This is a genomic window from Glycomyces sp. MUSA5-2 (assembly GCF_037034145.1).
Taxonomy (GTDB): Bacteria; Actinomycetota; Actinomycetes; order Mycobacteriales; family Micromonosporaceae; genus Glycomyces; species Glycomyces artemisiae.
In genome coordinates this window covers 1-12765 of record NZ_JBAGKG010000006.1, presented here as the reverse complement: position 1 = coordinate 12765, position 12765 = coordinate 1, and the positions used below count along the sequence as shown (strand labels likewise).

Below are 12765 nucleotides of genomic sequence, written 5' to 3'. Positions count from 1 at the left end.
CTCGGTTCAGGCCTTCAGGTCGGCCTGGATGCTGCGGGTGAACCCGGGCCTGGACTTGCATGTCGACGCAGGGGTGCAATCCGCGAAGTGGTCGATGTTCCCGTAGATCATGTAGAGCGCCAACGGGACCACGGCCCACAGATACGGCCGGTCGAGGACGGCGGCTGTTGCGGCGGCGAGCGCGCCGGTCGACGCGTATGCGGCGATCGCCCATGCGGCCGCCGAGAGAGGCATCCGGTGGAGGTGCGGCCCGCCTCCGGCGCTGCGGTAGGCGATCTGGTTCATCCAGGCCAGGCCCATGGCGACGCCGATCGCGACGGTGAACTCGACGCCTTCGAGGCCGGGGAGCGGGAAGCGCTCGGTGTTGGCGACGACTGCGGTGACGACGAGCAGCGCGCCGAGCAGGTACAGGTGCTGGATGCCGTTGGAGGCGAGGGCCTCGATCTTGGCGCGTGTCCGCAGTTGCGCCCAGGTGATGGTGTGCGGGCATGTCCACGAATCGAAGCCGTCGATCGTGATCCGCGGCCCGTAGTGGTGTTCGCGCTCCTCGTCCGTTCTCGCGTCGAGGTCCGCCCGTTTGCGCATGAGCCGGAGCATCAGCGCGCCTTCAGGATCGGTGGCGCAAGTGGCCCGGTCGGTGAGTCGGAAGCGGAGGAACCTGAGCTCCTGCATGAGGGCGAAGGCGGGGATGGTCGTGAGGATGAGCCACTCGTTGTCGGCGAGGTCGGCGCAGGCGAAGCAGAAGAGCGCGAACAGTGCGGTGTTGTGCAGGCGGAGCACGCGGTGACTCGGGCGGTGGGGGCTGCGGAGGGTGCGCAGGTACTCGATCGGTCCGGCCGCCAGTGGGATCGCGGTGAGCATGGCGATGACGCCGAGGGCTGTGCGGAGGTCGTCGGCGCCGTCGAGGCCGGACCGCATCGTCTGGATGCCTTCGGTCAGGCACCCGGCGGCGACGGCGAGTGCCGCGGCGGCGGCGATGAGGTGGCGGATGACGCGGTATTTCGACAGGAACGACAGGTCGCTCCATTGCGGCCGGTGGGTGCAGCGGCCGCGGGCGGCGTGCGATGCGGCGGCCGGGGCGTGGGGTTCGGCGGATTCGACGGTTATGGGCAGGTCGATTCGCGCCGATTCCGGCGTTTGGTTATCCATTTTGGGGCTTTCAGTGACACAAAGGGCAAGGTCCCGGCCGTGGGGCGGGTGGGGTGAGGGAATTCTAGGGGCCGGTTCGCGGGGGCGTCAAGGGCGGCGGAGGTAGCGGGAGCGGGTGGGGAGGGCGGGGTGGGTGTCGCAGGTGTCGCGGGGGTCGAGGACGGTGCGGAGGTAGGCGAGGAGGGCGGCGACGGCGAGGTTGGGGGCGGCGACGGCGGCCGCCCAGGGGAGGGCCGCGGGGCCGGCGAGGAGGGCGAGCGCGGTGGTGGTGAGGGCGATCCCTGCGGCGGCGAGCCAGAGGATCGGGGCTTCGGGGCGGTGGAGGCGGCGCCAGGTGCCGGGGAGGGCGAACACGCCGATGAGGCCGAACATGGAGCCGAGGATGAACAGGACGCCTTCGATGAGGGCGCGCTCGGCGAACTCGGTGCCGATCGAGACGAGGAACCCGCCGACGAAGAGGGCCGCGATCTGGACGAGTCCGGCGGCGGCGACCGCGAGGAGGCCGAGGGCGTAGAGGGCGCGGCCGCCGGGGGTGAGGTCGCGCAGGCGGGCGCGGTGGGGGCAGCCGTCGGGGCCCGGTCGGGGCTCGGGGTCGGCGGCTTCGGTGCCGGGGCGGGGGACGCCGGGTTCGACGGTGATCTCCCCGACCGTGCCCTCGGCGGTCGTCGCTTCGGCGGTCGTCGCCTCGACCGCCGCCTTCTCGGCTACTGCGTGCTCAAGCGCCGCCGTCTCGGCCGCGGCCTGCTCCGCCACCGCCGTCTCACTCGCCGCGTTCTCGTCGGCCGCGGTCTCGGGAGTGGCGTCGGCGGGTTCGCCGCGCGGTACGTCGGGTTCGTGTTCCATTGGGGCGCATCCGGTTTCGGAGAGGTGGGGTCCCGGCCCGGGCGGGCCGGGACCTTGCGCATTCTATGGACACGCCCCGGAGGGGTCGGTCAGCGGTAGGCGGACGACTGGAGCGCGTACAGCTCCGCGTAGGCGCCACCGCGGGCCATGAGCTCGTCGTGGGTGCCGGACTCGGCGACGCGGCCGCCGTCGAGGACGACGATGAGGTCGGCCATCGACACGGTCGAGAACCGGTGGGAGACCAGGACGGTGACGGTGCCGCGGGCGCGCCCGGCGCGGACCTCCTCGGCGAAGCGCTCGAACAGGGCGTGCTCGGTCTGCGGGTCGAGGGCGGCGGTCGGCTCGTCGAAGACGACCAGGAGCGGGTCGCGGCGCATCCGGCCGCGGCCGATGGCGAGTTTCTGCCACTGGCCGCCGGAGAGGTCGGTGCCGTCGTCCCAGCGGGCGCCCAGGCGCGTGTCGAGGCCGGAGGGGAGGTCGTCGATGACGTCGTCGGCCCCGGCGCGGGCCATGGCGGCGCGGACCGCGGCGTCGTCGTAGCCGCTCTTCAAGTCGCCGATGCCGACGGTCTCGCGGGCGGTGAACTCGAAGTGCGTGAAGTCCTGGTAGGTCGCGCCGATGCGCTCGCGCCACTCGTCGGTCTCGAAGTCGGCGAGGTTCGCGCCGTCGACGGTGATCGCCCCGGCGGTCGGCTGGTAGAAACCGGACAGGAGCTTGACGAGCGTGGTCTTTCCGGCGCCGTTCTCGCCGACGAGCGCGACCACGTTGCCCGCGGGGAGGGTGAGCGTGACGTCGTCGAGGGAGGGCCGTTCGGCCTCGGGGTAGGCGAAGGTGACGCCGTCGAGGCGGATGCCGTCGTCGAGGCGGGCCGGGACGGGCAGGGGGACGGCGGGCCCGCTGGACTGGGACGCGTAGGCGCGCAGCCACATCAGGCGGGAGCCGAGCTTCGCGGTGCGGACCAGGAGCGCCGACTGGATTGCGATGCCGCCCGCGGCGTTCGCGACCATGCCGATGAGGGACACGAGCAGGACCACGTCGCCCGCGGTGGCCTGCCCGCGGATCGCCAGGTACAGGACGATGCCGATCGCGGCGGCCATGCCGAGCGCGGACAGGACGCCCTCGCCGGTGGCGATGCGCGCGGCCTTCCACTGGCCCCGGTTGCGTTCGGCGACGACGGCGGCGCCGGTCTCGTGGTGGCGGCGGCCGATCTCGGCGGCGGACCCGAAGACCCGCAGCTCCTTCCCGGACTCGGCGAGCGTGGCGACCTCGAACAGGTGGCGGCGGCGCCGCTCCGGTTCGCTCGTGGCCTCCTGGACCTGCACCTCGACGTCCCCGGAGCGCTTCGCGATCGCCATCGCCCCGAGGGCGATCAGCGGGAACACCAGCAGCAGCGGGTGGACGGCGGCCAGGAGCGCGCCGCCGACGACGATCGTCACGAACGCGCGCACGCACTGCGCGAGCCAGTTGACGGCCCCCGAGAGCAGCCACCGGTCCTCGCGGATGCGCTGCACCTGGTCGAGGTGGTCGGGCCGCTCGTGGTGGTCGAGCCCGGGCGGGGTGCCCATGAGCTCCATGATCTCCCGGTCGGAGGCGCGCGCGGTGTGGTCGAGGACGAGGAACACGAGCTTGACGTAGACGAAGACCACGGCCCAGATGAGCGCCACCCCGAGGCCGAGCCCGGCCCCGGCGAGCCACGCCTCGCGGGTCTGCCCGTGCTGGACGGCGTCGATGATGACCTTGGTGAGGTACACGGTGGCCGGCATGAGCACGGCCTGGGCGACGCCGAGGACGAGCTGCGCGACGGTGGCCTTCGGGTGCGAGCGGAAGCCCACGGCCAGTGCGTACTTCAGGCCGCGCAGGCCCTTGCGGATGCGGGTGGTCATTCGGACTCCAGGGGCGCGGTGCGGGCGAGGCGGTTGGCCTGCAGGGTGAACGCTTCGGCGTAGCGGCCGCCGAGGGCCATGAGGTCGGCGTGGGAGCCGTCCTCGACGACGCGGCCGCCGTCGAGGACGACGATCCGGTCGGCGCGGCGCACGGTCGAGAACCGGTGGGAGATCACGATCGTCGTGAGTCCCGCGGTGATGTCGAGGAACTGCTCGTACAGCTCGGCCTCGGCGCGCACGTCGAGCGCCGCGGCGGGCTCGTCGAGGATGAGGACCTTCGCGCCCGCCTGGACGGCGAACAGCGCGCGGGCCAGCGCGATCCGCTGCCACTGGCCGCCGGAGAGGTCGGTGCCGCCGCCGTACTCGCTCGACAGGACCGTCTCCAGTCCTTTGGGGAGCGATTCGATGAGGGCGCGGATGCCCATGGGCTCGCAGGCTTTCCAGATGAGGTCGGTGTCGGCGGCGAGGTGCGGTGCGCCGAAGGCGATGTTGTCGCGGACGGTGAGCTGGTAGCGGGTGAAGTCCTGGAAGAGCGCGGAGAGGCGGGTGCGCCAGGCGGCGGGGTCGACGTCGGCGAGGTCGGTGCCGTCGGCGGTGATGCGGCCGCCGGTGGGTTCGTAGAGGCCGGCGAGGAGTTTGACGAGGCTGGTCTTGCCGGCGCCGTTGTGGCCGACGATCGCGAGGGAGGTGCCGGCTTCGATCTCCAGGTCGAGTCCTTCGATGACGGGGCGGGCGGCGCCGGGGTAGGCGAAGTCGACGTGTTCGAAGCGGATGGCGTGTTCGGGTGCGGCGGCGGGGAGTTCGGCGGTGGGGGCCGTCTCGGTGCCGGTGAGGCGGTCGTCGAGGGCGAGGACCTTGGGGACGGGGAGGGAGCCGAGGCTGAGGAACGCGGCGGTGTCGTCGAACGCGGAGAAGCTGAACATGGTGGTGAGGGCGACGAGGTAGACGGCGAGGGCGGCGAAGGTGACGGCGCCGGTGAGTCCGGCGTCGGCGAGCGCGAGGGCGGTGGCGGTGGTGAGGGCGAGGAGGGTGGCGATGACGCCGACGGCGGTGCGGGGGCTGAGGCGCTGGTGGCGTGCGGAGTACTCCATGCGGTCGGTCCACTGGCGGTCGTAGCGGTCGAGGAGCCAGCCCATGAGGCCCCAGACGCGGATCTCCTTGGCGGGTTCGGCGGTGATGGCGAGGTCGCGGAGGTATTCGGTCTCGCGCATCTCGGTGGAGCGGAGGTAGGCGGTCTTGCCGACGCGGGTGTAGTCGGCCTGCATGGCGATGAAGATCGCGGGCCAGGCGAGGAGCCAGGCGAGGCCGATCCAGGGGTTGAAGAAGCAGAGGACGACGGAGGCGCCTGCGGCGGCGAGGAATTCGGGGGCGATGGCGGCGAGGCCGCGGATGGCGCGTTCGGGGCGGATGAAGTCGGCGCCGAGCTGGCGGGCGATGCGCAGGAGGGCGAGGACTTCGTCGTCTTCGAGGTGGCTGATGCCGACGGGGCGGGCGACGGCGGCGAGGAGGCGGTCTTGGAGGAGGAGTTCGAGGTCGCGGCCGAGGTTGGCGGCGACGGCGTTGTGGAGGTGGGAGGCGAGGCGGCCGAGGAGGAGTGCGGTGGCGCCTGCGGCGAGGAGGAGGTAGGCGGTGCGGGCTTCGGGGGAGCCGGGTCCGGCGGCTGCGGCGGCGGGGACGGCGCCGATGAGGAGGCCGGTGGCGATGGTCATGGCGAGGGGGAGGGCGGCGGTGAGGACGGTGGTGGCGGTGAAGAGCGCGGTGCGGGGGCGGCTGATGCGGGGCAGGAGCCGGACGACGGTGAGGATCGCGCGGGCGGCCTCGAAGCGCGGGTTCAGCGGGGGTGCCATATGAATCCATTCATGATGTCATGATGACTGTGCGATGACACCATACCAGAGTCGCGGTGCGGGCGCATCTCCGTCGGCCATCCCGAGCCCCCACCCGCCCGAGGGGAAAGAGTAGGTGCGATCGTTCCCGCCGGGTCCGACGAAAACGGGCCCCTGCGGCCCGTTTGTCACCCGATCGGGTGCGGCCGGGCGCCCGGGTAGGCTTGTTCCTCGTGTCAGCGCCCAATCTCGTCAACCTCGAAACCGTCTCGAAGGCCTACCCCGACCAGGTCGTCCTCGACGCGGTCTCCCTCGGCATCGCCGCGTCCCAGCGCGTGGGCGTCGTCGGCCGCAACGGCGACGGGAAGTCCACGCTGCTGCGGCTCATCGCCCGCGCCGACGAGCCCGACTCGGGCCGCGTCGTGCACACCGGCGGCACCCGCGTGGCCGTGCTCGGCCAGACCGACGGCCTCGACGGCGCCGCCACGGTGCGCGAGTCCCTGTTCGGCGGCCTCGACGCGCACGAGTGGGCCTCGGACCCGAAGGTCCGCGAGATCCTCACCGGCCTCTTCGGCGGCCTGGACGCGCCCGCGCTCCCCGAGGGCCTCGACTCGTCGATCGGCGTCCTCTCCGGCGGCGAGCGCCGCCGCACCGACCTCGCGCGGGTCCTCACGTCGGACGCGGACCTGCTCCTGCTCGACGAGCCCACGAACCACCTCGACATCGAGGGGATCGCCTGGCTCGCAAGGTATGTGAACACGATGCGGGCGGCGGTCGTGGTCGTCACGCACGACCGGTGGTTCCTCGACGAGATCTGCGACCGGATCTGGGACGTGCAGCGCGGCAGCGTGTTCGAGTACGACGGCGGCTATTCGGCGTACGTGCTCGCGCGGGCCGAGCGCGAGCGGCAGGCGAACGTCGCCGAGGAGAAGCGCCAGAACCTCATGCGCAAGGAGCTGGCGTGGCTGCGCCGGGGCGCGAAGGCGCGCACGGGGAAGGCGAAGTTCCGCGTCGACGCGGCGAACGAGCTCATCGCGAACGAGCCGCCCGCGCGCGACACTGCCGAGCTCGTGTCGTTCGCGACCGGGCGGCTCGGCAAGACCGTGTTCGAGGCCGAGGACGTCACCGTCAAGGCCGGGGACCAGACGCTCCTGGAGCACCTCGACTGGATCCTGGGCCCGGGCAAGCGGATCGGGCTGCTCGGCGTCAACGGCGCCGGGAAGACCTCGCTGCTGCGGACCCTCGCGCAGGCCGCCGACTGGGACGGCACCGGCGAGCGGCAGCCCGCGGCCGGGCGGGTCAAGGTGGGCCGCACGGTGAAGCTGGCGTGGCTGACGCAGCACATGGAGGACCTCGACGGGTCCTGGCGGGTCCTCGAAGCGATCGAGCTGGTGGCCAAGCGGGTCCAGTTCGGGAAGAAGGAGATGAGCGCCGGGCAGCTCGCCGAGCGGCTCGGGTTCGTCGGCGGGCGCCAGCGCACGCTCGTGCGCGACCTGTCGGGCGGGCAGCGGCGGCGGCTCCAGCTGGCGCGGCTGCTCATGGCCGAGCCGAACGTGCTGTTCCTCGACGAGCCGACGAACGACCTCGACATCGAGACGCTGACGCAGCTGGAGGACCTGCTCGACGACTGGGCGGGGACGATGGTCGTGGTGAGCCACGACCGGTACTTCACCGAGCGGGTCGCCGACGAGACGTGGGCCCTGCTGGGCGACAGGCGCCTTCGGATGCTGCCGCGGGGCGTGGAGGAGTACCTGGAGCGGCGCGGCGAGGCGCCCAAGGGCGCGGTCAGGAGCGCGGGCGGGCAGACCCAGGCGGCGCCCGCCGCCGCGGCTCCGGCGGCGAAGGCGTCGGGGGCGCAGGACCGGGCCGTCCAGAAGGAGCTGTCCAAACTGGAGCGGCGGCTGGAGAGGGCGGAGTCGGGGATCGCGGGGGTGCACGCGGAGATGGCCGAGTTCGCGACCGACCCGGGCAAGCTCTCTGAGCTGCAAGGGAAGCTGACGGCCCTGGAGGCGGAGCGGGACGCGATCGAGGAGCGGTGGATGGAGCTCGCGGAGTAGCCCGGCCCGGCGGGCGTGCGGACGAACCAAACATCCTACCAGTTTCAGGACCGCTCATACCGGTTGGTAACCGACTCTTCATTCAGTGATTTATGGGGGTCTTCCAGGGTCTTCACTTTATGTTGTGACTTCCCTAACCTCGGTGTGAAAGCCCAAAAAGGCCGGTTCCACCGAACTGCGTCTTCCGCGCGGATGCATCCCATTGTTTCGCTTCGCGCGGTGAACAACTGAACCGAGAGGGAGTACCCCCCTATGACCGTCTCGCACCGTTCCGTCCGCCGAATATCCGCCGCCGCCATCGCAGGCGCGGCGGCCGTCGGCTCGCTCACCTTCGGCGGCCTCGCCGCCAACGCCGCACCGCTCGGCGAGATCCTGAACGCCGCCTCCCCCGACGTCATCGACGGCGAGTACCTCGTCGTCCTCGACGACGACGCCTCGTTCTCCGCGCAGAACAAGAGCATCGAGGGCGGCGGCGCCGACGTCGTCGCCGCGTACGGCGAGGTCGGCGCCTTCCTCGTGGAGTCCACCGAGGAGCAGGCCCGGGAGATCGCCGCGCAGGACGGCGTCGCGTTCGTCGAGCAGAACGCGGTCGTCTCCATCGCCGACGTGCAGCCGAACGCGACGTGGGGCATCGACCGGATCGACCAGCTCGACCTGCCGCTCGACGGGAGCTACGAGTACCTCGGCGACGGGACGGGCGTCCACGCGTACATCGTGGACACCGGCATCAACGCCTCGCACAGCGAGTTCGCCGGGCGCGTCGGCGCCGGGTACGACTTCATCCAGAACGACTCGACGCCGCAGGACGGCAACGGCCACGGCACGCACGTCGCCGGGACCGTCGGCGGCACCACGTACGGCGTCGCGAAGAACGTGACCCTCCACGCGGTCCGCGTCCTCGACAACTCCGGGTCGGGCACCACCGCCGGCGTCGTCAACGGCATCAACTGGGTGGCGGCCAACGCGGTCGAGCCCGCCGTGGCGAACATGAGCCTGGGCGGCGGCTACTCCGCGTCGCTCAACAACGCCGTCGAGGCCGCCGTGGACGCCGGGGTGACCTTCGCGGTCGCCGCCGGGAACGAGGACCAGGACGCGTGCAACGTGTCCCCGGCCTCCGCACCCTCGGCGATCACCGTCGCCGCCTCCGACGACACCGACACCCGCGCCTACTTCTCCAACTTCGGGTCCTGTGTGGACGTGTTCGCGCCGGGCGTGGACATCACCTCCGCGTGGTACTCCTCCAACTCCGCCACCAACACCATCTCCGGCACCTCCATGGCCTCCCCGCACGTCGCGGGCGCCGCCGCGGTCTACCTGGGCCTCAACCCGAGTGCGACCACCGACGACGTGGCCGCGTGGATCACCGGCAACGCCGGGACCGGCCGCGTCTCCGACGTCCAGGGCAGCCCGAACCTGCTGCTGTACACCGGCGACGAGGACGGCGGCGGCGACCCCGAGCCGAGCGACTGCGCCGCCACGAACTCCACCGCGACCGCCATCGCCGACCGCGCCACCGTCAACTCGACCCTGACGCTCGCCTGCGACGGCACCGCCCGCTCCAACTCGACCGTGGCCGTGAACATCACGCACACCTACCGCGGCGACCTCGCCATCAGCCTGATCGCCCCCGACGGCACCAGCTACGCGCTGAAGTCGTCCTCCGCGAGCGACTCGGCCGACAACGTGATCGCCACGTACACCGTGAACCTCGCCAACGAGACCGCCGCCGGGACCTGGACGCTGCGCATCGTCGACGCGTACTCCGGGGACTCCGGGCGCCTCAACTCCTGGACCCTCGAACTCTGATCCGCCCCCCTCACAACTGAATAGCGGGTGACCGGGGCGGACCCTCCCCGTCGGCCGCAGCCGCCGCGCACCGCGACCTGGAGCCGTCGCAGCGGCGGACGCGCGACCGGGGCCGCCCGGCACCCGTACGATGCACGAGGCCCGGTGCCCATCCGTCCACCGCGGACGGACGGGCGCCGTCCCGATCCCCTGCACTACCCCCGCAGTACCCGCAGTACCCCGAAAACCCCCGTCCCGGCGCTGGACTCGCCGGGACCACCCGAAGGGACCAATGTCCATGTCACCCACCAGAACCAGGCTGAGCGCCGCCGCGGCGCTCGCCGCCGCAGCAGTCACCGCGCTCGCGTTCACCGCGACCGCCGCCGAGGCCGCGCCCGAGTACGGCGCGATCCTCGGCGAGGACGCCGCCGGGGCCATCGCCGGCGAGTACATCGTCGTCCTCGAAGACGACGCGTCGTTCTCGACGCAGGTCAAGAGCGTCGAAGGCGGCGGCGCCGACGTCGTCGAGACCTACCGGGGCGTCGACGCGTTCCTCGTGGAGTCGACCGAGCTCGAAGCTCGGGAGATCGCCGCGCAGGACGGCGTCGCGTTCGTCGAGCAGAACGCCGCGTTCACCACCCAGGCCACGCAGACCGGCGCGACCTGGGGCATCGACCGCATCGACCAGCGCAACCGGCCCCTGTCGGGCACGTACACCTACAACTACACCGGCGCGGGCGTCCACGCCTACATCGTCGACACCGGCATCAACGCGTCCCACTCGCAGTTCAGCGGGCGCGTCGGCGCGGGCTACGACTTCATCCAGAACGACTCCACCCCGCAGGACGGCAACGGCCACGGCACCCACGTGGCGGGCACCATCGGCGGGACCACCTACGGCGTCGCGAAGAACGTGACGCTCCACGCCGTGCGCGTCCTCGACAACGCCGGCTCCGGCACCACCGCCGGGGTCATCAACGGCATCAACTGGGTGCGCACCAACGCCATCAAGCCCGCCGTCGCCAACATGAGCCTCGGCGGCGGCTACTCCGCGTCCCTGAACAACGCGGTCACCCAGGCGGTCTCCTCCGGCGTCACCTTCGTGGTCGCCGCCGGCAACGAGTCCACCAACGCGTGCAACCGCTCCCCCGCCTCCACGCCCACGGCCATCACCGTCGGCGCCACCACCTCCACCGACGCCCGCGCCTCCTACTCGAACTACGGGAGCTGCGTGGACGTCTTCGCGCCGGGCTCGTCGATCACCTCGGCGTGGTACTCGTCCAACTCCGCGACCAACACCATCTCGGGCACCTCGATGGCCTCCCCGCACGTCGCGGGCGTCGCCGCCCTGTACCTCCAGGCGAACCCGAGCGCGTCCCCGTCCGCGGTGTCCAGCTGGATCACCTCCAACGCCACCACCGGCGTCGTGACCAGCCCCGGCACCGGCAGCCCCAACCGGCTGCTCTACACCTACCTGTAAACCGGTGAGCGGCCCCGCGACAGGCCGCTGACCAGGCGGGCTGAGGCCCTGTGTACCAGCGGTACGCAGCGCTTCAGCCCGTTCGTCTGTTTCGGACAGTTGGCGGTGGTTGCCCATTCACTGATCTATTCATCCGGTACGGACCCTTTACACGATTTGTTCTCTCGTTTAGGCTCACTGCCAGGGTCTGACGGCCCGTCGCACGGCCGCAGCGCCCGGACGGGTGACGCGGACCGGGCCGAGGGGGCCCGGTCCGCGCTTCGGCCGGCAGCACGACGCCGCCGGACCCCGGGGTCCTCCCCCGCTCCCCCCAGAGCACCGGGCCCCACCCGAAAACCCTCCCCCCGAGGCGGGCGCGGCCCAAGCACCGCGCCCACGCCGGGGACAACCGAAGGAGTTCCTCTTGTCTACGGCAGGAACCAGAAAGCCCCAGCGCCGACACGTGCGCACCGCCGCGGCCATCGCCGCCGCGGCGGTCGCCGCCGGCGGGTCCGCCATCGCCGCCACCTCGTTCGCGAACGCCGAGGAGCCCGCGCAGGCCCACATCATCGGCGCCGACTCCCCCGACGCCATCGACGGCTCCTACATCGTCGTCCTCGAAGACCAGGCCCCCGGCCTGACCGCCCTCGCCGACGACCTCGGCGTGGACATCGACATCGAGCACACGCTCGGCACCGTCAACGGCTACGTCGCCGAACTGACCGAGTCCGAGGCCCTCGAACTCGCCGCCGACGACTCCGTCGCCTACGTCGAGCAGGACCAGCTCGCCCACGTCTCCGAGGTCCAGGCCGACCCGCCGTCGTGGGGCCTCGACCGCGTCGACCAGGACGCGCTCCCGCTCGACGCCTCCTACGAGTACACGCAGACCGGCTCCGGCGTCGAGGCGTTCGTGCTCGACACCGGCCTGAACGCGACCCACACCGAATTCGAAGGGCGCGTCGGCGAAGGCTACGACTTCATCGACGACGACACCGACCCCGCCGACGGCCACGGCCACGGCACCCACGTCGCCGGGACCATCGGCGGCACCACCTACGGCCTCGCCAAGGACGTCACCATCCGCGCCGTCCGCGTCCTCGACGACAACGGCTCGGGCTCCTACTCCGCCATCATCTCCGGCATCGACTGGGTCGCCCAGAACGCCACCGGCCCGGCCGTCGCCAACATGAGCCTCGGCGGGGGCTTCAGCCAGGCCCTCAACGACGCCATCGCCGCCGCCGTCGACTCCGGCGTCACCTTCGCGATCGCCGCGGGCAACGAGGGCCAGGACGCGTGCAACGTGTCCCCCGGCTCCGAGCCCTCCGCGATCACCGTGGGCGCCACCGACGAAGACGACGCCGCCGCCTCCTTCTCCAACTTCGGCGAGTGCGTCGACATCCTCGCCCCCGGCGTGGGCATCACCTCGTCGTGGATCGACGGCGACGACGCCGAGAACACCATCTCCGGCACCTCCATGGCCACCCCGCACGTCGCGGGCGTCGCCGCCCTGTTCCTGGAATCCAACCCGGACGCCACCCCCGACGAGGTCGCGGCCGCCCTCACCGAAGGCGCCGTTCCCGACGCCGTCGACGGCGTCAACGGCAGCCCCAACCTGCTGCTGAACACCGCTTTCCTTCAGTAGCACCGCCTTCAGTAGCAACGCCTCCAGCAGCAGAAGCCGGTAGCACTGCCCTGGCCGACAACCTCCTGTTGGGATGAGATGGGCGGGGCCCGCGCCTCACGGCGCGGGCCCCGCCGTCGTA

General features: G+C 71.8%; 8 protein-coding genes. 4 read left to right on the top strand and 4 right to left on the bottom strand.

The window, feature by feature from the left end; all coding sequences use genetic code 11:
- Positions 1-6: 6 nt before the first annotated feature.
- The 4 genes from WA640_RS19010 to WA640_RS18995 all read right to left on the bottom strand — a co-directional run bounded on the left by WA640_RS19010 (position 7) and on the right by WA640_RS18995 (position 5722).
- A complete protein-coding gene (locus WA640_RS19010) occupies positions 7-1149 on the bottom strand; it encodes a hypothetical protein (protein ID WP_335989672.1) in 1143 nt (380 codons plus the stop codon).
- 87 nt (positions 1150-1236) lie between these two features.
- Positions 1237-1992, bottom strand: a complete 756-nt coding sequence (locus WA640_RS19005) for a hypothetical protein (RefSeq protein WP_335989670.1) — start codon at positions 1990-1992, stop codon at positions 1237-1239.
- 89 nt (positions 1993-2081) lie between these two features.
- Positions 2082-3875 carry an ABC transporter ATP-binding protein gene (locus WA640_RS19000; protein WP_335989669.1) on the bottom strand — a complete coding sequence of 598 codons (1794 nt, stop codon included), beginning with the start codon at positions 3873-3875 and terminating at the stop codon, positions 2082-2084.
- On the bottom strand, positions 3872-5722 hold the full coding sequence (locus WA640_RS18995; RefSeq protein WP_335989668.1) for an ABC transporter ATP-binding protein: 1851 nt from the start codon (positions 5720-5722) through the stop codon (positions 3872-3874). Before WA640_RS18995 ends, WA640_RS19000 begins: the two co-directional genes overlap by 4 nt.
- Positions 5723-5934: 212 nt before the next feature.
- Here WA640_RS18995 and WA640_RS18990 point away from each other — a divergent pair, with 212 nt between their 5' ends.
- The 4 genes from WA640_RS18990 (at position 5935) to WA640_RS18975 (ending at position 12644) form a co-directional block, all read left to right on the top strand.
- Entirely contained in the window at positions 5935-7758 is a 1824-nt protein-coding gene (locus WA640_RS18990) for an ABC-F family ATP-binding cassette domain-containing protein (protein WP_335989666.1), read from the top strand.
- A gap of 252 nt (positions 7759-8010) precedes the next feature.
- The gene (locus WA640_RS18985; RefSeq protein ID WP_335989664.1) at positions 8011-9564 is read left to right on the top strand and encodes a S8 family serine peptidase; all 1554 of its coding nucleotides are present in this window, start codon (positions 8011-8013) and stop codon (positions 9562-9564) included.
- Between the two features lie 277 nt (positions 9565-9841).
- Positions 9842-11023 carry a S8 family peptidase gene (locus tag WA640_RS18980; RefSeq protein ID WP_335989662.1) on the top strand — a complete coding sequence of 394 codons (1182 nt, stop codon included), beginning with the start codon at positions 9842-9844 and terminating at the stop codon, positions 11021-11023.
- Positions 11024-11426: 403 nt separating this feature from the next.
- Entirely contained in the window at positions 11427-12644 is a 1218-nt protein-coding gene (locus WA640_RS18975; RefSeq protein ID WP_335989661.1) for a S8 family peptidase, read from the top strand.
- Positions 12645-12765 lie beyond the last annotated feature (121 nt).